This is a genomic window from Paraburkholderia sediminicola, assembly GCF_046026675.1.
GTDB lineage: Bacteria > Pseudomonadota > Gammaproteobacteria > Burkholderiales > Burkholderiaceae > Paraburkholderia > Paraburkholderia sediminicola_F.
The window spans coordinates 3,304,315-3,328,220 of sequence record NZ_JAQQEY010000001.1 but is presented as its reverse complement, the minus strand read 5'-3'; the positions used below and the strand labels follow the sequence as shown (position 1 = coordinate 3,328,220).

General features: G+C 61.3%; 26 protein-coding genes. 24 read left to right on the top strand and 2 right to left on the bottom strand.

What is annotated here, in order from left to right; genetic code table 11:
- Window positions 1-372 precede the first annotated feature (372 nt).
- Genes PQQ86_RS14335 through PQQ86_RS14320 form a run of 4 tightly spaced genes read left to right on the top strand, consistent with a single transcriptional unit; the run spans window position 373 to window position 3,498 of the window.
- Window positions 373-1,407, top strand: coding sequence for an RluA family pseudouridine synthase (locus PQQ86_RS14335; protein WP_408270290.1), 1,035 nt, complete (start codon window positions 373-375; stop codon window positions 1,405-1,407).
- Entirely contained in the window at window positions 1,400-2,059 is a 660-nt protein-coding gene (locus PQQ86_RS14330) for an HAD-IIIA family hydrolase (RefSeq protein WP_408267821.1), read from the top strand. Before PQQ86_RS14335 ends, PQQ86_RS14330 begins: the two co-directional genes overlap by 8 nt.
- Before the next feature lie 8 nt (window positions 2,060-2,067).
- The gene (locus tag PQQ86_RS14325; RefSeq protein ID WP_408270287.1) at window positions 2,068-2,460 is read left to right on the top strand and encodes a Rieske (2Fe-2S) protein; all 393 of its coding nucleotides are present in this window, start codon (window positions 2,068-2,070) and stop codon (window positions 2,458-2,460) included.
- Between the two features lie 33 nt (window positions 2,461-2,493).
- Window positions 2,494-3,498, top strand: a complete 1,005-nt coding sequence (locus PQQ86_RS14320) for a S49 family peptidase (protein WP_408267818.1) — start codon at window positions 2,494-2,496, stop codon at window positions 3,496-3,498.
- Window positions 3,499-3,612: 114 nt separating this feature from the next.
- On the opposite strand, the gene PQQ86_RS14315 is transcribed toward PQQ86_RS14320, so the two are convergent.
- Window positions 3,613-4,332, bottom strand: a complete 720-nt coding sequence (locus PQQ86_RS14315) for an SAM-dependent methyltransferase (RefSeq protein ID WP_408267815.1) — start codon at window positions 4,330-4,332, stop codon at window positions 3,613-3,615.
- A complete protein-coding gene (locus PQQ86_RS14310; RefSeq protein WP_408267813.1) occupies window positions 4,329-4,946 on the bottom strand; it encodes a Maf-like protein in 618 nt (205 codons plus the stop codon). The genes PQQ86_RS14315 and PQQ86_RS14310 overlap by 4 nt, the downstream gene beginning before the upstream one ends.
- 255 nt (window positions 4,947-5,201) lie before the next feature.
- Between PQQ86_RS14310 and PQQ86_RS14305 the strand changes: the two genes are divergently transcribed.
- From PQQ86_RS14305 to pdxJ, 20 genes are all read left to right on the top strand, one after another.
- Complete coding sequence (locus PQQ86_RS14305; protein ID WP_408267811.1) at window positions 5,202-5,843, top strand: DUF177 domain-containing protein; 642 nt, start codon at window positions 5,202-5,204, stop codon at window positions 5,841-5,843.
- 101 nt (window positions 5,844-5,944) lie between these two features.
- Window positions 5,945-6,124 carry a 50S ribosomal protein L32 gene (gene rpmF / locus PQQ86_RS14300; protein WP_006051932.1) on the top strand — a complete coding sequence of 60 codons (180 nt, stop codon included), beginning with the start codon at window positions 5,945-5,947 and terminating at the stop codon, window positions 6,122-6,124.
- A gap of 172 nt (window positions 6,125-6,296) precedes the next feature.
- Window positions 6,297-7,403, top strand: coding sequence for a phosphate acyltransferase PlsX (gene plsX / locus PQQ86_RS14295; RefSeq protein WP_408267808.1), 1,107 nt, complete (start codon window positions 6,297-6,299; stop codon window positions 7,401-7,403).
- On the top strand, window positions 7,403-8,392 hold the full coding sequence (locus PQQ86_RS14290) for a beta-ketoacyl-ACP synthase III (protein WP_408267806.1): 990 nt from the start codon (window positions 7,403-7,405) through the stop codon (window positions 8,390-8,392). The genes plsX and PQQ86_RS14290 overlap by 1 nt, the downstream gene beginning before the upstream one ends.
- Window positions 8,393-8,503: 111 nt before the next feature.
- A complete protein-coding gene (gene fabD, locus PQQ86_RS14285) occupies window positions 8,504-9,439 on the top strand; it encodes an ACP S-malonyltransferase (protein WP_408267804.1) in 936 nt (311 codons plus the stop codon).
- A gap of 84 nt (window positions 9,440-9,523) precedes the next feature.
- Window positions 9,524-10,273, top strand: a complete 750-nt coding sequence (gene fabG / locus PQQ86_RS14280) for a 3-oxoacyl-ACP reductase FabG (protein WP_115780631.1) — start codon at window positions 9,524-9,526, stop codon at window positions 10,271-10,273.
- A 151-nt stretch (window positions 10,274-10,424) separates the two neighbouring features.
- The gene (gene acpP / locus PQQ86_RS14275; protein ID WP_004197638.1) at window positions 10,425-10,664 is read left to right on the top strand and encodes an acyl carrier protein; all 240 of its coding nucleotides are present in this window, start codon (window positions 10,425-10,427) and stop codon (window positions 10,662-10,664) included.
- A gap of 302 nt (window positions 10,665-10,966) precedes the next feature.
- Complete coding sequence (fabF, locus tag PQQ86_RS14270) at window positions 10,967-12,205, top strand: beta-ketoacyl-ACP synthase II (RefSeq protein WP_093640472.1); 1,239 nt, start codon at window positions 10,967-10,969, stop codon at window positions 12,203-12,205.
- Between the two features lie 109 nt (window positions 12,206-12,314).
- Window positions 12,315-12,698 (top strand): hypothetical protein, encoded by a 384-nt coding sequence (locus PQQ86_RS14265; RefSeq protein WP_408267801.1) that lies wholly within the window; start codon window positions 12,315-12,317, stop codon window positions 12,696-12,698.
- 101 nt (window positions 12,699-12,799) lie between these two features.
- A complete protein-coding gene (gene rpoE, locus PQQ86_RS14260) occupies window positions 12,800-13,399 on the top strand; it encodes an RNA polymerase sigma factor RpoE (RefSeq protein ID WP_006051939.1) in 600 nt (199 codons plus the stop codon).
- 82 nt (window positions 13,400-13,481) lie between these two features.
- The gene (locus PQQ86_RS14255; RefSeq protein ID WP_408267798.1) at window positions 13,482-14,108 is read left to right on the top strand and encodes a sigma-E factor negative regulatory protein; all 627 of its coding nucleotides are present in this window, start codon (window positions 13,482-13,484) and stop codon (window positions 14,106-14,108) included.
- Window positions 14,109-14,112: 4 nt separating this feature from the next.
- Window positions 14,113-15,156, top strand: coding sequence for a MucB/RseB C-terminal domain-containing protein (locus tag PQQ86_RS14250; RefSeq protein ID WP_408267794.1), 1,044 nt, complete (start codon window positions 14,113-14,115; stop codon window positions 15,154-15,156).
- A 37-nt stretch (window positions 15,157-15,193) separates the two neighbouring features.
- The gene (locus PQQ86_RS14245) at window positions 15,194-16,708 is read left to right on the top strand and encodes a DegQ family serine endoprotease (RefSeq protein ID WP_408267791.1); all 1,515 of its coding nucleotides are present in this window, start codon (window positions 15,194-15,196) and stop codon (window positions 16,706-16,708) included.
- Window positions 16,705-16,980 (top strand): glutaredoxin family protein, encoded by a 276-nt coding sequence (locus tag PQQ86_RS14240; protein ID WP_408267788.1) that lies wholly within the window; start codon window positions 16,705-16,707, stop codon window positions 16,978-16,980. The genes PQQ86_RS14245 and PQQ86_RS14240 overlap by 4 nt, the downstream gene beginning before the upstream one ends.
- A gap of 193 nt (window positions 16,981-17,173) precedes the next feature.
- Window positions 17,174-18,967: a translation elongation factor 4 gene (gene lepA / locus PQQ86_RS14235; RefSeq protein ID WP_408267786.1), complete on the top strand. Its 1,794-nt coding sequence runs from the start codon at window positions 17,174-17,176 to the stop codon at window positions 18,965-18,967.
- 18 nt (window positions 18,968-18,985) lie between these two features.
- Entirely contained in the window at window positions 18,986-19,879 is an 894-nt protein-coding gene (lepB, locus tag PQQ86_RS14230; RefSeq protein ID WP_408267783.1) for a signal peptidase I, read from the top strand.
- A 174-nt stretch (window positions 19,880-20,053) separates the two neighbouring features.
- The gene (gene rnc / locus PQQ86_RS14225) at window positions 20,054-21,271 is read left to right on the top strand and encodes a ribonuclease III (RefSeq protein WP_408267780.1); all 1,218 of its coding nucleotides are present in this window, start codon (window positions 20,054-20,056) and stop codon (window positions 21,269-21,271) included.
- A 55-nt stretch (window positions 21,272-21,326) separates the two neighbouring features.
- Window positions 21,327-22,226, top strand: a complete 900-nt coding sequence (era, locus tag PQQ86_RS14220) for a GTPase Era (RefSeq protein ID WP_154560655.1) — start codon at window positions 21,327-21,329, stop codon at window positions 22,224-22,226.
- Window positions 22,213-23,133 carry a DNA repair protein RecO gene (gene recO / locus PQQ86_RS14215; protein WP_408267777.1) on the top strand — a complete coding sequence of 307 codons (921 nt, stop codon included), beginning with the start codon at window positions 22,213-22,215 and terminating at the stop codon, window positions 23,131-23,133. Before era ends, recO begins: the two co-directional genes overlap by 14 nt.
- Complete coding sequence (gene pdxJ / locus PQQ86_RS14210; RefSeq protein ID WP_408267775.1) at window positions 23,130-23,894, top strand: pyridoxine 5'-phosphate synthase; 765 nt, start codon at window positions 23,130-23,132, stop codon at window positions 23,892-23,894. The genes recO and pdxJ overlap by 4 nt, the downstream gene beginning before the upstream one ends.
- The last annotated feature ends 12 nt before the right edge of the window (window positions 23,895-23,906 follow it).

Sequence of the window (23,906 nt, the reverse complement as noted above, 5' to 3'; positions counted from 1 at the left end):
GGTGTCTCGCCTCATTTTGACGTCGCCATGTCTTGTATTTTCTACAAGACGCCTCGGGCGCACGCCGTATTTTCGCAACTCGCAGCTTCCTACAGCAGGGCGTCAGACCGCCCGATACTGAAGCTGAAAGTTAAATTCTTTTTTACCAAAATTCCGTTACCGTCGAAGCCGACCTTGACCGAACGCGCCTGTGGGCGCCGTCCCTGCCGGGCACTGACTTCGTGCGTGCAACATGTTGCATCTCATTTTCAGGGTGAGCAACCAGACCCCGGCGCAAGTAAAATAACGGTTTATCGCTTGCACCTGCGCAATCCGCCCGAATTCCGGACACTGCGCCGGCCGCCGCAGACTGCTGGGCAAATTATATTCATAATGAAAGAGTTAGGCAAAATATCCCAGAAATCGGTCGCAAGCGACCAGGTCTCGATGATCGAGATCGACGACAGTGCGGCCGGACAGCGCATCGATAACTTCCTTTTGCGCGTCTGTAAGGGCGTGCCAAAAAGCCATATTTACCGCATCCTGCGTAGCGGGGAGGTGCGGGTGAATAAGGGCCGGATAGACGCGCAGTACCGCCTCGAACTGGGCGATCTGGTGCGCGTGCCGCCCATTCGCGTCGCTCAACCGAACGAGGCGATCGCCCACGCGCCGGTGCCGAGCGCCGATTTCAAAATTATTTTTGAAGACGAGCACATGCTCGTGATCGATAAACCGGCCGGCGTGGCGGTCCACGGGGGGAGCGGCGTCGCGTTCGGCGTAATCGAACAGATGCGCGAAGCGCGGCCCCAAGCGAAATTCCTTGAATTGGTGCATCGGTTGGACCGCGAGACCTCCGGCATCCTGATGCTCGCCAAGAAGCGCTCTGCGCTGGTCAATCTGCACGAGCAGATTCGCGAGAACAAGATGGATAAGCGCTACTATGCGTGCGTCCACGGCGAATGGGCGAGCGACTGGGGCCGCCGCCGCGCGGTCAAGGAGCCGCTGCATAAGTATTTGACCGCAGACGGCGAGCGGCGCGTGCGCGTCCAGGCCGACGGTCTCGCGTCGCACACGGTTTTCAATCTGATCGACCGCTGGCCGGAGTACGCGCTACTCGAGGCGGAACTGAAGACCGGCCGCACGCATCAGATCCGCGTCCATTTGCAGCATCTGGAACTGCCGATCGTCGGCGATGCCAAATACGGCGACTTCGCGCTGAACAAGGCGCTGGCGCGCGCTAACGCGAAGCCTGGCCTGAAACGCATGTTCCTGCACGCATACCGCCTTAAGCTGACGCATCCGGCAACCGGCGCGCCCGTCCAGTTCGAGGCGCCGCTGCCGGCCGAATGCCGCAGTTTCGTGGCGCAGCTCAATGAATTACGTGAATCACAAAATGGGTCAAACCCGGAGACGACACCGCATGGCTAGAGAGCAATTTGATCTGATCGTCTTCGACTGGGACGGAACGCTGATGGATTCGACCGCGCACATCACGCGCAGCATCCAGTTGGCATGCCGCGATCTCGGTCTGCCGGTTCCCGCCGATGAGGCCGCCAGCTACGTGATCGGCCTCGGCCTGCGCGACGCGCTGCAAATCGCCGCGCCCACGCTCGATCCGTCCGATTACCCGCGTCTGGCGGAGCGCTATCGCTTCCACTATCTGGTGAAGGACCAGACCACCGAGCTGTTCGTCGGCGTGCGCGAGATGTTGCAGGAATTGCGCGATCAGGGTTATCTGCTGGCGGTGGCGACCGGCAAGAGCCGCGTCGGACTGAACCGCGCCCTCGACCAGTCGCGTTTGACGAGCCTGTTCGACGGCACCCGCTGTGCGGACGAAACCTTCTCGAAGCCGCATCCCGCGATGCTGCACGAGCTTACGCGTGAACTGGGGCAGGATCCGGCGCGCACGGTGATGGTGGGGGATACCACGCATGATCTGCAAATGGCGATCAATGCGGGCGTCGCGGGCATTGGTGTCACATATGGCGCGCATCCTGCTGGCTCGCTGACCGCTCTGTCGCCGAAATTCGTCGCGTCCAGCGTGACCGATCTGTCCGGCTGGCTGCGAGCGAACGCGTGAGTACGGGTATGACCGAAGCGGCGACGGAAGCGGTACGCATCTGCGCGTCCGAAGAACTGGTCGATGGCGGCGCCGGCGTGCGGCGCGCGGCCAGGCTTGGCGGCGACGACGTCGTGGTATTTTTTGTTCGCTATGATGGCCGTGCATACGGCTATTTGAACCGCTGTGCCCACGTGCCGATGGAACTCGACTGGGCCGAAGGGCAGTTCTTCGAATCGTCCGGTTTATACTTGATGTGCGCCACACATGGCGCGATTTACGCGCCAGATACGGGCAAATGCGTCGGCGGCCCGTGCCGTGGCGGCCGGTTGCGTCCCGTCCAGGTTGACGAGCGGGATACCCCTGAAGGCCGTGCCGTGTTCTGGCTGCCGGACGGCGAACTGCGCCCGGCCACCCCCTGATTTTTCTTCTCTTCGACCTTTCCACTGCACCGCATGTCCGATAATTTGACTCCCGAACCGAAGGAACCGTCCCTGACAGGCCGCCCCCGCACGCCTGTTGATGAGCCGGGCTGGGAGCGCGCCGCGCTCGAGCGCATTGCGCTCGCGGCAATCACCGAGCAGCGCGCGGCACGCCGCTGGAAGATCTTCTTCCGGTTTGTGTTCCTGATCGTCTTGCTGCTGGTGGTGTGGGGCGCCTTCGATTTCTCGGGGGACAAGGTAACGACCACTGGCCGGCATACGGCCATGATCACGCTTGACGGCGAAATCTCCGCTGATACGAACGCGAACGCGGAAGATATCAACACCGCGCTGGAAAGTGCGTTCGACGACGCGGGTACGGCAGGCGTGATTCTGCGCTGTAACAGCCCGGGCGGCAGTCCAGTGCAGGCGGGCATTATCTACAACGAGATTCGCCGGCTGCGCGCCAAGTATCCGTCGATCCCGTTGTATGTCGTGGTTGGCGATATGTGCGCGTCGGGCGGCTATTACGCGGCCGCGGCGGCCGACAAGATTTACGTCGACAAGGCGAGCATCGTCGGTTCGATTGGCGTGCTGATGGATAGCTTCGGCTTCACGGGTTTGATGGACAAGCTGGGAATCCAGCGCCGTCTGCACACGTCGGGTGAGAACAAAGGCTTTTTCGACCCGTTCTCGCCGGAAACGCCGAAGATGGACGAACATGCGCAGGACATGCTCGATCAGATCCACGCGCAGTTCATCGACGCCGTGCGTGAAGGCCGCGGCAAGCGCCTGCACGAAACGCCGGATATGTTCTCGGGCCTCTTCTGGACAGGGCAGAAGAGCGTCGAACTGGGACTTGCAGATGGTTTCGGCGACGCGGACTACGTTGCGCGCGACCTTTTCAAGGCGCCGGATATCGTCGATTACACGGTCAAGGAGAGCATTACGGATCGCGTGGCGCGCAAGTTCGGTGCGGCGGTCGGCAGTGGGGCCGTTCATGCGATGGCGCTTGGCGGGAAGATGAGCTTGCGGTGATTCAATATGGGAAAAGCCCCGTGCGATCGAGCGCTGATCGCACGGGGCTTTTTTTGCCCTTTTAGTTAAGCCGTGACCGATCGGCAAGCTGACCGGTTTGAGCTGCAGCAGCGGTCAGACGGCGAGGATCAGGAAAATTGCCGGCCGCTTGTGGAGATCGATAGCCGGTTTCTTTTTCCAGTCGGCCACAGTGCGGCTGGTGATGATTTCCGTTTCCAGCGTCAGATCGACGGCGACGCAGACTAACGTGGATGGCGCGCACGTCGCCAGCAATGTGTCGAGCAGTGGCTTATTCCGATAGGGCGTCTCGATAAAGATCTGCGTTTGCTTGGCTTTGCGCGACTGCTGCTCCAGGTCGCGCAGGCGCCTGGCCCGTTCGATGGCGTCGACCGGCAGATAGCCGTGGAACGCAAAACTCTGGCCATTCAGGCCGGAAGCCATCAACGCCAGCAGAATCGAACTCGGTCCGACAAACGGCACGACCTTCACGCCGCGTTCATGCGCGCGGCGTACCAGCAGGGCGCCCGGATCGGCGACTGCCGGGCAACCGGCTTCGGACACCAGGCCGGCATCCGTCCCCGCAAGCAAAGGCGCGAGCAGTTTGTCGATCTCACCGGCCGGTGTGTTGACGTTCAGTTCGCGAATCTCGATTTCCTGGATCGGCTTTTCGGTGCGGACTTTCTTCAGGAAAGCGCGGGTGGTTTTCGCGTTTTCGCCGATGTAATAGCTGAGCGACGCCGCGCGGGCGCGCACCGGCGCGGGCAGGACGGCGTCGAGCGCGTCGGCATCGCCTTCGCCGAGCGTGTTCGGGATCAGATATAAGGTGCCGCTCATTGCGCCCCCAGGAGTGGATAGCCCACTGCGAGCAGCATGCGCGACAGTGCGATCAGCGGCAGTCCGACCAGCGCGGTCGGGTCGTCTGAGTGAATGGCTTCGAGCAGCGCGATGCCGAGGCCTTCGGATTTGGCGCTGCCCGCAACGTCGTAGGGTGTTTCGGCATGCAGATAGGCGTCCAGCGCGGCGTCTGGCAGGTCGCGGAATTGCACGCGAGTGATGACGTCGACGGCTTGCGACGCCCCTGAACGGCTGTCGAACAGGCACAGCGCACTATGAAACAGGACTTCGCGGCCGCGCATTGCCTGCAACTGGGCGAGCGCCTTGTCATGCGTGCCGGGCTTGCCGATCTGCAGACCGTCGTAAGTGGCGACCTGATCCGAGCCGATGACGAGTGCGGCTTCACCGGCGCCGAGGTTGTCTGCCACCGCGCGGGCTTTTGCCTCGGCGAGGCGCAGGGCCGTCACTTCGGGCGTTTCGCCGGCGAGCGGCGTTTCGTCGATCGCCGGCACGACGACTTCGAACGGAATCCGCAGGCGCTCGAGCAGCTCGCGACGATAAGGTGAGCTCGACGCCAGGATCAGGCGTGGCGAGCGGTTGAGGGAATCTGGCATGTGCAACCAACGGCTAGAGAGGCGGGTCGTACGGGGCTGTGCGGGTATGGCACGTGTACGGGCTTAAGTGTTTGACTCGAAAAGACAAAACGGATATGATTTCGGGCTTTTCATCGGTATGCTATTGCACAGGCGGGCCGCTGCTTAGGTAATGCGCTTGGTAACGCCGAGCAACACCGGGCAGCGCATGAGTTCCGCGAACTGCTTTGTAAACCGATTTACCCCGGCGAAATCCTTGCCGACGCAGGAGCGCACATGACTCAACATCCTGGCAACCCTGCTGGTCTGTCCGACCCGCACGACATCGATCTGTTCGAATTTGCGCGGAGTGGGCGTCAGGCCGCGGGTGTCGTGCGCGTCTCGCAACTGCCGCGCATGTTAAACGAAGTCCCGGCAGAAGCGCCAGACCGCGATGCCGCGTTCACCTGGCAAGCCGAAGGGGCGATGCAGCCGGAATTGCAGGACGACGGCACCGAGGGTCCGCAGCCTTATCTGAGGTTGGCGATTCACGGTGCGGCATGGCTCGAATGTCAGCGATGCATGACGCCGTATCTGCAGGCGTTCAATGTCGATGCAACTTACCGGATCGTCAACACTGAGGCGGAAGCCGAAGAGTTTCCGCTCGACGAGGATGAAGTCGAAGTGATCGTGGGCTCGCGCCAGTTCGATCTCATCGACTTGATCGAAGAAGAGTTGCTGCTTTCCTTGCCGCTCGTGCCCAAGCACGAGGTGTGTCCCGAAGTGCACGAGAGCCTCGTCTCTGGTGTGGCCGGAGCAGAAGGTGAGGGCGAGGCTGCGCCGGACGAAGCTGGTGAGGGCGGTGAGCCCAAGCGGCCCAATCCGTTTGCGGCGCTTGAAAGTCTTAAGCGCGGTGAGCCGGGCGACAAGAAGCACTGAACAGTTGCATGGGAGCGCGAAGCGGGCGCATTGGCCATTCGGTCAATGGCGGACACCGGGTCGGGCTGTGTTAGAATTCGGAAAATTTTTAGGAGTTAGTCATGGCAGTTCAACAAAATAAGAAGTCGCCGTCGAAGCGCGGCATGCACCGTTCGCACGATTTCCTGACGGCAGCGCCGCTGGCCGTGGAGCCGAGCACGGGCGAAGTGCATCTGCGTCACCACGTTAGCCCGAACGGCTACTATCGCGGCAAGAAAGTCGTCAAGACGAAGAACGACTAATCGTCTCACTGCGTAGCGCCCGTTGGCGTTTCGCGTGGCGATCGGCTCGCTTGACATTTTCCCGGCTCGGCAAAAAGGCGGCATTTATCTGCCGCTTTTTTGTGTCGATTGCAGTTGGCGCTTTAGCGCCTGCTGTGATTCCATGCAGGGCGCATGAAATTCGTCGCACTCCATGACAGTAAAGCTCACGATAGATTGCATGGGAGGCGACCACGGCCCGTCCGTGACCGTTCCCGCAGCCGTCAACTTCGTTCATTCGCATCCCGATGCTGAGTTGTTGCTCGTCGGCATTGAAAGTGCGATTCGTGCGCAGCTGAAGAAGTTGAAGGCTCAAGACCTGCCGGCGCTGAGCGTCGTACCTGCTTCCGAGATCGTCGCCATGGACGATCCGGTCGAAGTCGCGCTGCGCAAGAAAAAAGACTCATCCATGCGCGTGGCGCTGAATCGCGTCAAGGAAGGCGAGGCGCAAGCCTGCATTTCCGCCGGCAATACCGGCGCGCTGATGGCGGTCTCGCGCTATGTGCTGAAAACGCTGTCGGGCATCGAACGCCCGGCCATTGCGTCCGCACTGCCCAATCCCAATGGCTACACGATGATGCTCGACCTGGGCGCCAATGTCGATTGCGAACCGCAGCATCTGCTGCAGTTCGCGGAGATGGGGCATGCGCTCGTGTCCGCGCTCGAGGGCAAGGAGCGGCCCACCATCGGCCTGCTCAACATCGGCGAAGAAGTCATCAAGGGTAACGACACCATCAAACGTGCCGGCGAACTGCTGCGCGCGAGTACACTTAACTTTCACGGTAACGTTGAAGGCAACGACATCTTCAAGGGCACGGTCGACGTGATCGTCTGCGACGGTTTTGTCGGCAATGTCGCGCTGAAAACGTCGGAAGGCCTCGCGCAGATGCTCTCCAACATCATCAAGGAAGAGTTCGGCCGCTCGTGGCTCACCAAGGTGATGGCGGTGCTCGCCTTGCCGGTATTGATGCGTTTCAAGAAGCGCGTCGATCATCGGCAATACAACGGCGCCGCGTTGCTGGGCCTGCGTGGGCTGGTGATCAAAAGCCACGGTTCGGCGGATGCCTACGCGTTTGAGTGGGCTATCAAACGCGGGTATGATGCCGTCAAAAACGGCGTGCTGGAACGCCTTGCGCGAGCAATGGAAGAGAATGCAGGTTCTCTCGAACAGGCGGCGCGCGATGCAAGCGGTGCGGGTCACGCAAGCCCGATCGCAGGCCAGCCAGCCGAGCCCTACGCTGCGCAATCCTCGAAGGCATAATGGCTCAATCGACAATTTATTCCCGCGTGCTGGGCACCGGCAGCTACCTGCCGCCCGGGCGCGTCACCAATCAGGATCTGGCTGAACGTCTCGCCAAGCAGGGCGTCGAGACGAGCGACGAATGGATCGTTGCCCGCACGGGCATCCATGCGCGCCACTTCGCGGAGCCCGATGTCACCACCAGCGATCTGGCGCTGTTCGCCTCGAAGCGCGCGATCGAAGCGGCTGATATCGATCCGCAATCCATCGATCTGATCATCGTTGCAACCTCGACGCCTGACTTTGTATTTCCGAGCACGGCGTGCCTGTTGCAGAACAAGCTCGGCATCAAGAACCACGGCGCGGCATTCGACGTGCAGGCTGTCTGTTCGGGCTTTGCTTACGCGGTGGCGATGGCGGATAGCCTGATTCGCGGCGGTCAGCATCGCACGGCACTCGTGATCGGCGCGGAAACCTTCTCGCGTATTCTCGATTTCAAGGACCGCACCACCTGCGTGCTGTTCGGCGACGGCGCCGGCGCGGTGATTCTGCAGGCGTCCGATGAACCGGGCGTGCTGGCGAGCGCATTGCACGCCGACGGCAGCCATTCGAACATTCTCTGCACGCCGGGCAATGTGAACGGCGGTGTGATCGAGGGCAGCGCGTTCCTGCATATGGACGGGCAGGCTGTGTTCAAGCTCGCGGTCAATGTGCTCGAAAAGGTTGCAGTCGAGGCACTCGCAAAAGCGAATCTGTCGGCCGAGCAGATCGACTGGCTGATTCCGCATCAGGCCAATATCCGCATCATGCAAAGCACCTGCCGTAAGCTCGGCTTGCCACAGGAGCGCATGGTCGTCACGGTGGGCGAGCACGGCAATACGTCGGCTGCGTCCATTCCGCTCGCATTCGACGTCGCGGTGCGCGACGGCCGCATCAAGCGCGGCCAGAACGTGCTGATTGAAGGCGTCGGCGGCGGCTTCACCTGGGGCGCGTCGGTTATCCGCTATTGATAGCGGCGACGTTGTGGCGAGCGCTATTTGCGGCGCTCGGCTACGCTTGAGCGCGCTTGCCATCCACCGGGCGCGCCACCCACATCTGACAACATCGATTTTGGGGACGATATGAAATTTGCATTCGTTTTTCCTGGGCAGGGTTCGCAGTCGGTCGGCATGCTCAACGCATTTGCCGATCACGCGGTCGTGCGTGAGACGGTTCAGGAAGCGTCCGATGCGCTCAATCAGGACCTCGGCAAGCTGATCGCCGAGGGCCCCGCCGAAGATCTGAACCTCACCACCAATACCCAGCCGGTCATGCTGACCGCCGCGTACGCGATTTATTGCGCGTGGCAGCAGGCTGGCGGCCCGAAGCCGGCCATCGTCGCCGGCCATAGCCTCGGCGAATACACCGCGCTGGTCGCGGCGGGCGCGATTGCGTTTCGCGATGCTGTGCCGCTCGTGCGTTTTCGCGCGCAAGCTATGCAAACGGCTGTGCCGGTTGGCGTTGGCGGCATGGCCGCGATTCTCGGCCTCGATGACGACACGGTCCGCGCGGTTTGCGCCGAAGCGTCGGTCGCGGGTGTTGTCGAAGCGGTGAATTTCAACGCGCCGGCGCAAGTCGTGATCGCCGGTCACAAGGCCGCAGTCGAAAAGGCCTGCGAAGTTGCGAAGGCGAAGGGCGCGAAGCGCGCGTTGCCGCTGCCGGTGTCGGCGCCGTTCCACTCGTCGCTGTTGAAACCCGCGTCGGATCAATTGCGCGAGTATCTGGCCAGCGTCGACGTGCAGGTGCCTTCGATTCCGGTGATCAACAACGTCGACGTCGCGGTGGTCAACGAGCCGGCAAAGATCAAGGACGCGCTGGTGCGTCAGGCAGCCGGTCCGGTGCGTTGGGTCGAAAGCGTGCAGGCGATGGCGGCGCAAGGCGTCACGCACGTGATCGAATGTGGCCCTGGCAAGGTCCTCGCGGGCTTGACGAAGCGTATCGACGGCAATCTGGTCGGTGCGTCGGTGTTCGATCCTGCCTCGCTCGAAGAAACGCTCAAGCTGGTGACGGCAGGCTGAACGCCGCATCATAGGGCGCAAGCAAGGCGCCAAGCTCGACATCAAGAATCAATCAGCCCTCCGAAAGGGCATCCGGACTGACAGATGGAAAAGACTCTCGACAAGCAGATCGCAATCGTGACGGGCGCGTCGCGCGGCATCGGCCGTGCAATCGCGATGGAGCTGGCGCGCCAGGGTGCGACAGTGATCGGCACGGCAACCAGCGAAAGCGGCGCGGCTGCGATCAGCGAAGCCTTTAACGCGGCTGGCGTAAGCGGCCGCGGCGCGGTGCTCAACGTCAACGACGCCGCCGCAGCCGAAGCGCTGATCGACGGCACCGTGAAGGAATTTGGCGCGCTGCACGTGCTGGTGAACAACGCCGGCATCACGCAGGATCAGCTCGCCATGCGCATGAAGGACGACGACTGGGACGCGGTGATCGACACCAATCTCAAGTCGGTCTTCCGCCTGTCGCGCGCAGTGCTGCGTCCGATGATGAAGGCCAAGGGCGGCCGGATCATCAACATCACCTCGGTGGTCGGCTCGGCCGGCAACCCGGGGCAGGTCAACTATGCAGCCGCGAAAGCGGGCGTGGCAGGCATGACGCGCGCACTTGCACGCGAGATCGGCAGCCGCGGCATCACGGTGAATTGCGTGGCGCCAGGCTTCATCGATACCGACATGACCAAGACCCTGCCGGAAGAGCAGCAAACCGCGCTGAAGACGCAGATTCCGCTCGGCCGCCTTGGCAGCCCGGACGATATCGCGCATGCCGTGGCGTTCCTTGCGTCGCCGCAAGCGGGCTATATCACCGGCACGACATTGCATGTGAACGGCGGAATGTACATGTCGTAACCAAATTCGGTTACTATCCGCGCCTTGACGCGTTTGCAAAAGCGTAAGGCGCATGCCTTGACAGGAACCCGATGCGCCGCTTTTTTGCCGGGTCAAACCTGATAAAATGCGCGCACCTGTATTTTTGAACTTCTTTTCCCTTGGAGGGGTAATGGACAATATCGAACAGCGCGTCAAGAAGATCGTCGCAGAACAACTGGGCGTTGCAGAAGCTGAGATCAAGAACGAAGCTTCGTTCGTGAACGACCTCGGCGCCGACTCGCTCGACACCGTTGAACTCGTGATGGCCCTCGAAGACGAATTCGGCATGGAAATTCCGGATGAAGAAGCCGAGAAGATCACTACCGTTCAGCAAGCGATCGACTACGCTCGCGCGAACGTCAAGGCCTAAAGTCATTCGCGCCTGCGTTTCTGCGTTGGCGGCGTATGACGCCCTGCCGTGTCGGGTTCCGACGCCAGCAGGGCTGGCGCTTTTTGCCGTGCAGGAGCCTGCGATGTTGACAGCGCAACTTTTCGCGCGATTGCCGACTTTCAAGAAAACGCCGGGCCGCCCCAAGTTTTCTTGCCCCCCTCGGGGGGACCTGGTGCGAAGCGCCAGGGGTAGGGGCGGCTAACAGCCACAGGGCACACAGGGCAGGTTCCTGTGGCCGCTGTGGCTTTTGTGCTTTTGTCATCTATGAAAAAGGGGTTACCGTGAGCCGCCGTCGTGTTGTTGTTACAGGCCTGGGGCTGATTTCGCCTGTTGGCAATAATGTTGCCGACGGCTGGGCCAATCTGGTCGCCGGCAAGTCAGGTATTGCCAATATCACGAAGTTCGATGCGTCGAACTTTTCGACTCGTTTCGCCGGCGAGGTGAAGGGCTTCAATATCGAGGACTACATCCCCGGTAAGGAAGCGCGCCACATGGATACGTTCATCCATTACGGCGTCGCGGCCGGCATCCAGGCGATGCAGGACAGCGGCCTCGAAGTCACCGATGAGAATTCGGAGCGCATCGGCGTGGTGGTCGGTTCGGGCATCGGCGGCCTGCCGATGATCGAAGCGACGCAAACCGAGTTGCTCAATCGCGGCCCGCGCCGTATTTCGCCGTTCTTCGTGCCGGCGTCGATCATCAACATGATCTCCGGCCACCTGTCGATCAAGTTCGGCATCAAGGGTCCGAATCTCGCCATCGTTACCGCGTGTACGACGGGTCTGCACTGTATTGGCGAGGCTTCGCGCCTGATCGAATACGGCGACGCCGACGTGATGATCGCAGGCGGCGCCGAATCGACCGTGTCGCCGCTCGGCGTCGGCGGCTTTGCGGCAGCGCGTGCACTGTCGCAACGCAACGACGACCCGGCAACGGCGAGCCGTCCGTGGGACAAGGATCGCGACGGGTTCGTGCTGGGCGAGGGTGCCGGCGTGATGGTGCTCGAAGAGTACGAACACGCGAAGGCGCGCGGCGCGAAGATTTACGCCGAAATCAGCGGCTACGGGATGAGCGGTGACGCCTATCACATGACCGCTCCGCTGGAAGATGGCGACGGCGCGCGCCGCTGCATGCTGGCCGCCTTGAAGAACGCGGGTATCAATTCGGATCAGGTGAATTACCTGAACGCGCACGGCACGTCCACGCCGCTGGGTGACCTGGCTGAAACCACCGGCATCAAGCGCGCTTTCGGCGACCACGCCAAAGACATGGTCGTGAATTCGACCAAGTCGATGACGGGTCACCTGTTGGGCGGCGCCGGCGGTCTGGAGTCAGTGTTCACCGTGCTCGCCGTGCATCATCAGGTGTCGCCGCCGACGATCAACATCTTCAATCAGGATCCGGCCTGCGATCTCGATTACTGCGCCAACACCGCGCGGGAGATGAAGATCGACGTCGCGCTGAAGAACTCGTTCGGGTTCGGCGGCACGAACGGCACGCTGGTCTTCAAGCGCGCCTGATCGCTTGCTGACGCGTCAGTCGAAAACGCCGGCTTGCCCGGCGGTTTCCCTCGAATCGGCAACGCCCGACGGAGCGCCGCAGCGGATTACGTTGCGGCGCTCCGTCGCCATGCGCGCCGCTTTGGGAGTGTTCGTCCTGACGGCGACGGGGGCTGCCTATACCTGCTTCGCGTCGCATCTGGGCGCATGGCAGGCGGTTCCGTTGACGTTTGCGGTGTTGGCGCTGCTGTCGCTCTGTGCGGTAAAGCATGAGCGTGCGCAGCCCGTCGCGGTGAAAATCGGCCCGGACGGACTGTCAGCCTGGAACCGCGCCGGCAATTTGCTCATGCAGGGCCGCATTGCCGGCTGTTCGCAATGGAGCGGTCGCCTGCTCGTTCTGGCGCTGGCGCCGGATCATGGGCGCTTCCGCACGCTGCTTCTTGCTGCTGACGCGCTTCCTGCGTCCGTTTTCCGGGAGCTGGCCGTGCTGGGTCGGCGTGGCGCCGGTGCCTGACTGTAACGACTGTAACCGCTGTTACCGGAGTAACGTGCCGCGATGATGGGGACGCTACAATGGTCCCCCGCCATGCGCCCTATAGTTAACGGATTTATCAGGTGAGCGAAAAAGAAATTGATCAGGTGCTGGTCGAACGCGTCCAGAAGGGCGACAAGGCCGCGTTCGAGCTTCTGGTCTCCAAATACCACCGCAAGATTCTCCGGCTGATCTCACGCCTCGTGCGCGACCCCGCCGAAGTCGAAGACGTCGCTCAGGACGCCTTTATCAAGGCGTACCGGGCGTTGCCGCAGTTTCGCGGCGAATCGGCCTTTTATACGTGGTTGTACCGGATTGCGGTCAATACGGCAAAGAACTACCTTGCGACCCAAGGGCGGCGCGCACCGACTTCGACCGAAGCAGATGCTGAAGAAGCTGAAACTTTCTCGGACGCCGACCAACTAAGGGATATCAACACGCCTGAGTCGATGTTGATGAGCAAGCAGATCGCTGAGACGGTCAATGCTGCGATGGCGGTTTTACCGGAAGAGTTGCGCACCGCCATTACTCTTCGTGAAATTGAAGGTTTGAGTTACGAGGAAATCGCTGAGATGATGGGTTGCCCAATTGGCACAGTCAGATCACGAATTTTCCGCGCTCGCGAAGCCATTGCGGCAAAATTGCGTCCGTTGCTTGACACACCTGAAGGCAAGCGCTGGTAAACACCAGCCCGCCGGACGGGGCACGGATGCAATATCTGGATTAGTGGTGTCACTACGGGGTATTTGTAAGATGGGGAGCATCATGGGGTCGGTCTCGATGCAATCGCAAGCCAGCTCGCGCGGCGAGCGTCTGTCCGCTTTTGTCGACGGTGAGCTGTTCGGCGAAGAGCATCTGAACACGTTTATTTCCGAACTGGACGGCGAAGATCGTGCCGCCTGGTCGTGCTATCACCTGATCGGCGACGCCCTGCGTTCCGACGATCTGGCGGTCAGCCCAGCGGCGAGCAGCGCGTTCCTGAGCGGTTTTGCCGCGCGTTTCGACAATGAGCCACACGTGCTCGCGCCTGCCGCAATGCCGGTCGCGCGCCGTTTGCTGGCGCTGCGCCGCCGCGTTGTGCCGGCATTTGCTGTCGCCGCCGCCGCTGCCACGCTGACGTGGATCGTCGTGCCGCAACTGCAAGGCGTGCCGGGCGGCCCGGGTGTGGCGCAAGTCGCGTCGGTCCAGTCGCATGGCGATTCGCTGCAACGTGTGGCCATGGCATCGGTGCCGGCTGCTACGCTCCAGCCGGTTGTGCAAGACGCCAACATCATTCGTGACGCCAGTCTCGATCAGTATCTGGAGGCTCACCAGCAATTCGCGCAACAACCGGTCATGCCGGGTTCGATGCCGCTGATTCGCGCTGCCGCCGTTTCTACGCAAGGCCAATAGTTTGATGCAGACTCCGCGGTTGAATAAAACGACTATCTGGGGGCGGCTGCCGGCATTTCTGTTCTGCGCAGCCGTATTGTTGTCCGCTACGCCGCGGGTCTTTGCACAAACCGACGATCCATTCGTCGCCCGTCGCACGGCCGCGGAGCTGCTCGATCGCATTCATCAGGCCGCCCAGCAGCAGAACTACGAGGGCGCGTTCGTCTATCAGCGCGGCAATTTCGTCCAGACGTCGCGGATCTCGCACTACGCGACCCGTACTGATGGCGAATTCGAGCAACTCGAAAGCCTCGACGGCAAGCCGCGCAAAATGCTTCGCCACAACGAAGATCTCTACACGTTCGTGCCTGAACGGCATCTGTGCGTGGTCGAGAAGCGCCAGAACAAAGATTCGTTTCCTGCGCTACTCGCTGTAAGTGGCGAGCAGGTGCTGTCCGTGTACGAGCCGAAGCTGCTTGGCGACGACCGCGTCGCGGGTATCGACAGCCAGGTGATCGAGCTCGACCCGAAAGACGCATACCGTTTTGCTTACAAGCTGTGGGCCGACAAGAAGACCGGCCTGCTGCTGCGTGCGCAAACGCTTGACCCGAACGGGCAGGTGCTCGAGCAGTTGTCGTTTTCGCAGATTCGCATCGGCGTGCCGGTCGACAAGACAGCCATCGTCAACGGCATTCGTAATACAACGGGTTGGACGGTAGTACGTCCGCCGGTCGAACCGGTCGATATGGCTGCGCAAGGCTGGCAGATCACACCGACGGTGCCGGGCTTCCGTAAGATTCGCGAGCTTCGCCGTCCCATGGCCGCGCGTGACGCGGGCCAGCCGACCATTCCGGTTGATCAAGCTGTATTCTCCGATGGCCTCGCGGCCATTTCGGTATTCGTCGAGCCGGTCGAGAACAATACTCGCAAGGAAGGCGCGGGCAGTAGCGGCGCCACGCACGTGCTGGTCAAGCGGCGCGGCGACTTCTGGATTACTCTGCTTGGTGAAGTGCCCCAGACCACATTGCAGCAGTTTGCGTCTGCCATAGAATATAAAGCTCCGAAGTAATCCTCCGAATCACACGAATCCCTCGGCTTGCTACGATATGACGACTTTCTCGGTGCGCAAATTCCTCGCGGCCGCGGTGGTAGCGGCGTGTTTGCCGCTCGTGCCGCACACGGCATCGGCCGCTCCCGCAGCCAATCTGCCCGACTTTACTGACCTCGTCGACAAGGTCGGCCCGGCAGTCGTCAACATTCGCACGACCACGCGCGTGTCGAGCAGCGGTGCCCGTGGCGGGTTGCCGCCAGGTATGGACGACGGCGACATGTCGGAGTTTTTCCGGCGCTTCTTCGGCATCCCGTTGCCGCAGTCGCCGCAATCGCCTGGTTCGCCACGCGGTGGCGATAACGGTGGGAGCGGCAGTGGCGGCAACCAGGACTCGCCGGATAACAGCGACCCCGAACAGAACAGCGGCGTCGGCTCGGGCTTCATTCTGTCGGCGGACGGCTACGTGATGACCAACGCGCACGTCGTGGACGACGCGGACACCATTTACGTCACTCTCACCGACAAACGCGAGTTCAAGGCCAAACTGATCGGCGTGGACGATCGGACCGATGTCGCCGTCGTGAAGATCAGCGCGGCCAACTTGCCGACCATCACGATTGGTGACTCGAACAAGGTGCGAGTGGGCGAGTGGGTGGTCGCGATCGGTTCGCCGTTCGGTCTCGAGAACACGGTGACGGCCGGTATCGTCAGCGCCAAGGGGCGCGATACGGGTGATTATCTGCCGTTCATCCAGACCGACGTGGCCGTCAATCCAGGTAATTCGGGCGGTCCGCTGATCAATATGCAGGGCGAAGTGATCGGCATCAATTCTCAGATTTACAGCCGTACTGGCGGCTTCATGGGTATCTCGTTCGCGATTCCGATCGACGAGGCGATGCGCGTGGCCGATCAGCTGAAGGTATCGGGCAAGGTCGTGCGCGGCCGGATTGCGGTGGCGATCGGTGAAGTGACGAAGGACGTGGCCGATTCGCTCGGTCTGCCGAAGGCGCAGGGCGCGCTGGTCAGCAGCGTCGAACCGGGCGGGCCGGCAGACAAAGCCGGCGTGCAGCCGGGCGACATCATCCTGAAGTTCAATGGCCATTCGGTCGACACGGCAACGGACTTGCCGCGTATGGTTGGCGATACGAAGCCGGGCACCAAGTCGACCATTACGATCTGGCGCAAGGGTCAGACGCGTGATCTGCCGGTCACAATTGCCGAGATGCAGCCGGACAAGACCGCCAAGGCAGATGATAAAAAGCCGCCGGTGCCGAAGCAGCGTGCCACGAACGTGTTGGGTCTTGCCGTCAGCGATATCCCTGCCGACCAGATGAAGGCGTTGAAGCTGCACAACGGCGTGCAGATCGACGCGGTAGACGGCCCGGCCGTGCGCGTTGGATTGCAAAAGGGCGACATCGTCCTGCGTGTGGGTGATACGGATATCACGAGCGCGAAGCAGTTCGACGAGCTGACCACGCACCTCGATCCGCAGAAGATGGTTGCGTTGCTAGTCCGCCGCGGCGAGAACACGCAGTTCGTGCCAATTCGACCGCGTAGCGGCCAGAAATGAAGCCAATGGCGCCACTGACGCTCTACGGGCGCGCGTGGTGCCACTTATGCGACGACATGCGCGTCGCTCTCGAGCCGTTGCTGGCCGAATTCGCTGCGCAAGTCGTTGTGATCGACGTCGACACTGATCCTTTGCTGGAAGTCCGTTATAACGAGCTGGTTCCGGTTCTGGTCTGTGACGGCGTCGAACTGTGTCACTATCACCTTGACGTGGCGCGGGTTCGTGCCGCGCTTGCTGCACGCGTTGCAGTGACCCATTCGGGATCCAGTTAAGGGTCCAAAACAGGCGCGAACGTGCGCTGTTCACACCCCGTTTCACGCCTCTCCTGAGCCGTCTTTTCCGCCCGAGCCTTGCAAGATGCGCCGGGCGATAGCCTTTTCGGCTAAAATAGATAGGTTTTTCACCTACTTACAAGGCGTGCTCCGCTATTGTCCGAGCGCGCCTTTTTCGCTTGATCGGCACTGAATGGATCATATTCGTAACTTCTCGATCATTGCGCACATCGACCATGGCAAGTCGACGCTCGCCGATCGCATCATCCAGATCTGCGGTGGTTTGTCCGACCGCGAGATGGAATCTCAAGTGCTCGACTCGATGGATCTCGAGCGCGAGCGCGGTATCACCATCAAGGCACAAACCGCTGCACTGACGTACAAAGCCCGTGACGGGCAGATCTACAACCTGAACATGATCGACACGCCGGGCCACGTCGACTTCTCGTATGAAGTCAGCCGTTCGCTGTCCGCGTGTGAAGGCGCGTTGCTGGTCGTCGACGCAAGCCAGGGCGTGGAAGCGCAAACCGTCGCCAATTGCTATACGGCGATCGAGCTTGGCGTCGACGTCATTCCGGTGCTCAACAAGATCGACCTGCCGGCCGCGAATCCCGAGAACGCGATCGAAGAAATCGAAGACGTGATCGGCATCGATGCGACCGACGCGACGCGTTGCAGCGCGAAGACCGGCCTCGGCGTCGAGGACGTGATCGAAGCGTTGATCGCCAAAGTGCCGCCGCCGAAGGGTGATCCGGAAGCACCGCTGCAAGCGCTGATCATCGACTCGTGGTTTGACAATTACGTCGGTGTCGTGATGCTCGTGCGTCTGATGAACGGTACGCTGCGTCCGAAAGACAAGATCCGCATGATGGCGACCGGCGCGCAGTACCCGGTTGAGCACATCGGCGTGTTCACGCCAAAGTCGAAGAATCTCGAATCGTTGTCGGCCGGGCAAGTGGGCTTCATCATCGCAGGCATCAAGGAATTGGCTGCCGCGAAGGTGGGCGACACCGTCACGCTGGTGAATCGTCCGGCCGCCGACCCGCTGCCGGGCTTCAAGGAAGTGAAGCCGCAGGTCTTCGCCGGCCTCTATCCGGTCGAAGCAAATCAGTACGACGCGCTGCGCGATTCGCTGGAAAAGCTGAAGCTGAACGACGCCTCGCTGATGTACGAGCCGGAAGTGTCGCAGGCGCTCGGCTTCGGTTTCCGTTGTGGCTTCCTCGGCCTGCTGCACATGGAGATCGTGCAGGAACGTCTCGAGCGCGAGTTCGACATGGACCTGATCACCACGGCGCCGACCGTGGTGTACGAAGTTCTGCAGCGCGACGGCACGATCCTCATGGTCGAAAATCCGGCCAAGATGCCGGAGCCCTCGAAGATCGAGGAAGTGCGTGAGCCGATCGTCACCGTGAATCTGTACATGCCGCAAGAGTACGTCGGCGCGGTGATCACGCTGTGTACAAACAAGCGTGGCAACCAGATCAACATGCAGTATCGCGGCCGCCAGGTGCAGTTGACCTACGAAATCCCGATGGGCGAAGTCGTACTCGATTTCTTCGATCGTCTGAAGTCGATCTCGCGGGGTTACGCGTCGATGGATTACGAGTTCAAGGAATATCGTGCGGCAGACGTCGTGAAGGTCGACATGCTGATCAACAGCGACAAGGTCGATGCGCTGTCGGTGATCGTGCATCGTTCGCAAAGCCAGTATCGCGGTCGCGAAGTGGCGGCGAAAATGCGCGAGCTGATTCCGCGCCAGATGTACGACGTTGCGATTCAGGCCACCATCGGTTCGAACATTATTGCGCGCGAGAACATTAAAGCATTGCGTAAGAACGTGCTGGCAAAATGCTACGGCGGCGATATTTCCCGTAAGAAGAAACTGCTCGAGAAACAAAAGGCAGGCAAGAAGCGAATGAAGCAAGTCGGGTCCGTCGAGATTCCGCAAGAGGCTTTCCTCGCGATCCTGCGTGTCGAAGACAAATAAGACGAACAACGGAACCCTATGAATTTTGCGCTGATTCTTTTTGTGCTCGTCATTTTGACGGGCGTCGCATGGGTCGCAGACAAACTGGTTTTCATGCCGCAACGGCGGCGCGCGGCGGAAGCCGTGGTTGCTGAGTTCGACCGGCAGCAGGCACGTGTCGGCGAGCGTTTCGCCGACGAAAATGCGGCGCAAACACGTGCCCGTCTGCGTGACGACAAGTTGCGTCAACCGTGGTGGCTCGAGTATTCGGCGAGCTTTTTCCCGGTGATTCTGGTGGTGTTCGTAGTGCGCTCGTTCGTGGTCGAGCCGTTCAAGATTCCGTCGGGCTCAATGGTGCCGACGCTGCTGGTGGGCGACTTCATCCTCGTCAATAAATTCGACTACGGCATCCGTCTGCCGATCACCAACACGAAAATCACCGAAGGCCGTCCGCTCGAACGTGGCGATGTGGTGGTGTTCCGCTACCCGAAAGACGAATCCGTCGACTACATCAAGCGCGTGATCGGCCTGCCGGGCGACACCGTTGCTTATCAGGACAAGCAACTGACGATCAATGGCAAGCCGGTGCCGGAAACGCCTCTGCCTGACTACCTCGACGAAGAGCGCCTCGGCTACGCGAAGCAATTCGAAGAAGATCTCGGCGGCCGCAAGAACGCTATTCTGAACAACCCGGCCGTGCCGCCGTTCATCGTCGGCGCGGAAGATTATCCGTATCGCGATAACTGCACCTACAACGCACGCGGTGTGATCTGCAAAGTGCCACCGGGCAATTACTTCATGATGGGCGACAACCGCGACAACAGCGCGGATAGCCGTTACTGGGGTTTTGCGCCGGATAAGAATGTCGTCGGCCGCGCGTTTTTCATCTGGATGAACTTCAGCGATCTGAAACGCATCGGCTCATTCCACTGAGCACGCATGCCTTGATTGCACGACACGCCGCGCGGGTGGCCCACACCAAGCCAAATTAGTCGCGGCGTGTTCTCACGCTACTTTAAGAATCCGCGGTAACGTCGCTTCACCACGCTTTTTCCGCTGGCCGTCCCGCGTTTTCGCCGGGGCAGGCGCCCGCGTTATACTCTGCCCATGCCCCTATCTCCGTTGGAAAGCCGTCTGCGCTACGAATTTCGCAATGCGGAATTGTTGCGCCAGGCTTTAACGCACCGCAGTCACAGTTCCACGCACAACGAACGGCTCGAGTTTCTCGGCGATTCCGTTCTAAATTGCGCGGTGGCTGCGCTTTTGTTCCAACGTTTCAGCAAACTGGACGAAGGCGACCTGTCGCGCGTCCGTGCCAATCTGGTCAAACAGCAGTCGCTTTACGAAATCGCTCAGGCCCTCAATATCTCAGAAGGCCTGCGTCTCGGTGAGGGCGAACTGCGCAGCGGCGGCTTCCGCCGTCCGTCGATCCTCGCTGATACGCTCGAAGCCGTGCTGGGCGCGGTGTTCCTCGACGGCGGGTTCGATGCCGCCCAAACGGTCATCAAGCGCCTTTACGTGCCGATTCTGGATCACATCGACCCGCGCACGCTCGGCAAGGACGCCAAGACGCTGCTGCAGGAGTATCTGCAGGGCCACAAGATCGCGTTGCCTACTTACACGGTCGTCGCGACGCATGGTGCGGCGCACAATCAGCAATTTGAAGTCGAATGTACGGTGCCGAAGCTGGACGTCAAGGTGTCCGGTTCCGGCGCAAGCCGTCGTGCGGCCGAGCAGGCCGCGGCCAAGAAGGCGCTCGACGAAGTCATGGCCGCCGCGCCCGCCGTGGTCGCCAAACCCAAGCGTTCAAAGGGCGCCCGTGCGGCGAAGAATGCCGAGCAGGAGGTCGTGCCCGGCGTGACCGGCGTACAGGCCGCGCTCGACTTGCGCAGTCCGGATCGTAAGAGTGAGCGCGGGGCCGGACGGGGTGACACACGCGCCACGCCGGTAGCGGAGTCCGCAATCGAGCGGCCGACCCTGACTGCGACGTCCGCGCCGCTGGCTGTGATTCGCGCCGCGCATGTGGAGTACAGCGGACAGGACAAGTCGGAGCGCGCTGAGAGAGCTGACAGGTCTCCTGAAAAGGCAGCGACGGATAAGTCAACCGACAAGCCGGACGCTAAATCTGCTGAGATCAGATCAGAGGCCGCGAAGCCCGCCGAAGCAAAGCCGGAAGCCGCCGCCGTCCGCAGCGCAGACAAACACCGCAGCCGTGAAACCACACCCGGCGCAGCCGTGCCCACGCCTGACGTGCCGGCACCTATCGAACACGAACCCGGCGTAGCCGACGCGGTGCAAACCCGCGTCGCCGATGCGGGCCATTGATTGCCATCGGCGCGCCATTCCCCGCGCGTCGATCTGAACCTGCCGTAGCCCGAATATGAACGCTCCCACTCCCACTGGTTTTCGCTGCGGCATGGTCGCGATCGTCGGCCGCCCGAACGTCGGCAAGTCCACGCTGATGAACGCGCTGGTCGGCCAGAAAGTCAGCATCACCTCGCGCAAGGCGCAGACCACGCGCCACCGCATCACAGGCATTCACACGTTTGAAGACGCGCAGTACATTTTCGTCGATACGCCGGGTTTCCAGACCAAACACAGCGGCGCGCTGAACCGTTCGCTCAATCGCGCGGTCACGTCCACGCTGAGTTCTGTCGACGCGATTCTGTTTGTGATCGAAGCCGGCCGCTTCGGCCCGGACGACCAGAAGGTGCTCGACCTGATTCCGCCGTCGGTGCCCACGCTGCTGATTGCGAACAAGCTCGATCGCGTGTCGGATAAGGACTCGCTGTATCCGTTCATGCAGCAGGTGAGTGCGCTGCGTCAGTTCAACGAGATCGTGCCGCTGTCGGCGAAAAATCCGGACGACATCAAGCGTTTGCTGGCGACGATCAAGCCGTTCCTGCCAGAAGGTGCACCGATCTATGGCGAAGACGATTTGACCGATCGTAGCGAGCGCTTCCTTGCGGCCGAAATCCTGCGCGAAAAAGTGTTCCGCTGGACCGGCGACGAACTGCCGTACACGAGCACCGTGCTGATCGACAAGTTCGAAACCGAAGGGCGTCTGCGCCGCATTTTCGCGACCATCCTGGTGGAGCGCGATACGCAAAAAGCGATGATCATCGGCCAGAAGGGCGCCAAGCTGAAGCAGATCAGCACCGAAGCGCGCCTTGATATGGAAAAGCTGTTCGACGGCCCGGTGTATCTGGAAACCTTCATCAAGGTGAAGAGCGGCTGGGCGGACAACGAAGCCGGACTCCGCGCGTATGGGTACGAATGACGCGTGGATGACGCTGAATTCCGACGCTGACCCGGACGACTCGGCGCCGGCAGCGCCGGCACGCGAGCCATCCAAACCTGCTCGCAGTACCAAAAAAGCCTCATCGAGTGTGAAAAGCGCTCAGGCCGTTCAAAGCGCCGAAGGCGAGCCCCGCAAAGCACCGACTCGCCGCGCGCCTCGCACCTCTGCCTCCGACTACCGGATCGCGGAGCAACCCGCCTTCGTCCTGCACAGCTATCCGTACCGCGAAACCAGTCTGATCATCGACGTGCTGTCGCGCGATCACGGCCGTCTTGCGCTCGTCGCGAAGGGTGCTAAACGCCCGCACTCGGCCTTGCGCGGCGTGCTGCAGACGTTCCAGCCGCTCGCCTTGTCGTGGTCCGGCAAATCCGAAGTGCGCACGCTGACCGGCGCCGAGTGGGTCGGCGGCATGTTGCCTTTGGCGGGCGACGCACTGCTCTGCGGTTTCTACGTCAACGAACTGCTGGTCAAATTCTGCGCTCGCGAAGACCCGCATCCGCAATTGTTTCATCACTACGTCGTCACGATGACGCGCCTCGCACATGACGAACCGCCGGTGCAGGTGCTGCGTTCGTTCGAGCGCGTGCTGCTGCGGGAAACCGGTTATGCGATGGCGCTCGATCGCACCGTCGCGCGCAAAGCGGTGCAGGCCGATGGCCGCTACGTTTTCGACCCGGAGCGCGGCGTGCGTGAAGCGTCCGACGGTCTGCCTGCGCAGTGGCCGGTGATTGCCGGACAGACCTTGCTCGATATGGAAAAGGACGATTACCATCGAGCGCAGACCGTGGCGCAAAGCAAAACGCTGATGCGCTTTCTGCTCAACACTTACCTTGGCGGCACGCCGCTCGCGACGCGCCAGATACTGATCGACTTGCAGAACTTATGAGCTTCTTTCTTACGTCGCCGAATGTGATTGACCTGGGCGTGAACATCGATCACGTCGCCACGCTGCGCAATGCGCGCGGCACGTCTTATCCCGATCCGATCCGCGCCGCGTTGATGGCCGAAGAGGCCGGCGCCGATGTGATCACGCTGCATCTGCGTGAAGACCGTCGCCATATCGTCGACGCCGACGTGCGCAAGCTGCGGCCGCTCTTGAAAACGCGCATGAATCTGGAATGCGCGGTCACGCAGGAGATGCTCGACATCGCCTGTGAAGTGCAGCCGCACGATGTTTGCCTCGTGCCGGAAAAGCGTCAGGAACTGACGACTGAAGGCGGCCTCGACGTCGCCGGCCAGTTCGAAGCGGTGCGTGCGGCATGCAAGCAACTCGCGGAAGCGAACTCGCGTGTGTCGCTCTTCATCGATCCGGACGAAACGCAAATCCGCGCCGCGCACGAAGCGGGCGCGCCGGTGATCGAGCTGCACACGGGTCGCTATGCCGAAGCGCACGATCCCGCTGAACAGCAGCGCGAATATGAGCGCGTGGTACGTGCCGTCGAATTCGGCGAGACGCTCGGCATCAAGGTCAATGCGGGTCATGGTCTGCACTACACCAACGTTCAGCAGATCGCCGCGATCGAAGGCATCGTCGAACTGAATATCGGCCACGCGATCGTCGCGCATGCGATCTTCGCCGGCTGGGACAACGCCGTGCGCGAGATGAAGGCGATCATGGTCGCCGCCCGTCTCGGCGCGAGCGCTTAAAGCCGCGGCGTC

Excerpts from the sequence above, each read along its gene's own strand:
- pdxJ (WP_408267775.1), top strand. The coding sequence starts at position 23,130 with ATGAGCTTCTTTCTTACGTCGCCGAATGTGATTGACCTGGGCGTGAAC.
- rpmF (WP_006051932.1), top strand. The coding sequence starts at position 5,945 with ATGGCAGTTCAACAAAATAAGAAGTCGCCGTCGAAGCGCGGCATGCAC.
- PQQ86_RS14310 (WP_408267813.1), bottom strand. The coding sequence starts at position 4,946 with ATGCCAGATTCCCTCAACCGCTCGCCACGCCTGATCCTGGCGTCGAGC.
- PQQ86_RS14240 (WP_408267788.1), top strand. The coding sequence starts at position 16,705 with ATGAAGCCAATGGCGCCACTGACGCTCTACGGGCGCGCGTGGTGCCAC.
- fabG (WP_115780631.1), top strand. The coding sequence starts at position 9,524 with ATGGAAAAGACTCTCGACAAGCAGATCGCAATCGTGACGGGCGCGTCG.
- rnc (WP_408267780.1), top strand. The coding sequence starts at position 20,054 with ATGCCCCTATCTCCGTTGGAAAGCCGTCTGCGCTACGAATTTCGCAAT.
- PQQ86_RS14250 (WP_408267794.1), top strand. The coding sequence starts at position 14,113 with ATGCAGACTCCGCGGTTGAATAAAACGACTATCTGGGGGCGGCTGCCG.
- era (WP_154560655.1), top strand. The coding sequence starts at position 21,327 with ATGAACGCTCCCACTCCCACTGGTTTTCGCTGCGGCATGGTCGCGATC.
- PQQ86_RS14315 (WP_408267815.1), bottom strand. The coding sequence starts at position 4,332 with ATGAGCGGCACCTTATATCTGATCCCGAACACGCTCGGCGAAGGCGAT.
- PQQ86_RS14305 (WP_408267811.1), top strand. The coding sequence starts at position 5,202 with ATGACTCAACATCCTGGCAACCCTGCTGGTCTGTCCGACCCGCACGAC.
- acpP (WP_004197638.1), top strand. The coding sequence starts at position 10,425 with ATGGACAATATCGAACAGCGCGTCAAGAAGATCGTCGCAGAACAACTG.
- PQQ86_RS14330 (WP_408267821.1), top strand. The coding sequence starts at position 1,400 with ATGGCTAGAGAGCAATTTGATCTGATCGTCTTCGACTGGGACGGAACG.
- fabD (WP_408267804.1), top strand. The coding sequence starts at position 8,504 with ATGAAATTTGCATTCGTTTTTCCTGGGCAGGGTTCGCAGTCGGTCGGC.
- PQQ86_RS14265 (WP_408267801.1), top strand. The coding sequence starts at position 12,315 with ATGCGCGCCGCTTTGGGAGTGTTCGTCCTGACGGCGACGGGGGCTGCC.
- PQQ86_RS14325 (WP_408270287.1), top strand. The coding sequence starts at position 2,068 with ATGACCGAAGCGGCGACGGAAGCGGTACGCATCTGCGCGTCCGAAGAA.
- PQQ86_RS14335 (WP_408270290.1), top strand. The coding sequence starts at position 373 with ATGAAAGAGTTAGGCAAAATATCCCAGAAATCGGTCGCAAGCGACCAG.
- PQQ86_RS14245 (WP_408267791.1), top strand. The coding sequence starts at position 15,194 with ATGACGACTTTCTCGGTGCGCAAATTCCTCGCGGCCGCGGTGGTAGCG.
- PQQ86_RS14290 (WP_408267806.1), top strand. The coding sequence starts at position 7,403 with ATGGCTCAATCGACAATTTATTCCCGCGTGCTGGGCACCGGCAGCTAC.
- PQQ86_RS14320 (WP_408267818.1), top strand. The coding sequence starts at position 2,494 with ATGTCCGATAATTTGACTCCCGAACCGAAGGAACCGTCCCTGACAGGC.
- plsX (WP_408267808.1), top strand. The coding sequence starts at position 6,297 with ATGACAGTAAAGCTCACGATAGATTGCATGGGAGGCGACCACGGCCCG.
- lepB (WP_408267783.1), top strand. The coding sequence starts at position 18,986 with ATGAATTTTGCGCTGATTCTTTTTGTGCTCGTCATTTTGACGGGCGTC.
- recO (WP_408267777.1), top strand. The coding sequence starts at position 22,213 with ATGGGTACGAATGACGCGTGGATGACGCTGAATTCCGACGCTGACCCG.
- lepA (WP_408267786.1), top strand. The coding sequence starts at position 17,174 with ATGGATCATATTCGTAACTTCTCGATCATTGCGCACATCGACCATGGC.
- PQQ86_RS14255 (WP_408267798.1), top strand. The coding sequence starts at position 13,482 with ATGGGGTCGGTCTCGATGCAATCGCAAGCCAGCTCGCGCGGCGAGCGT.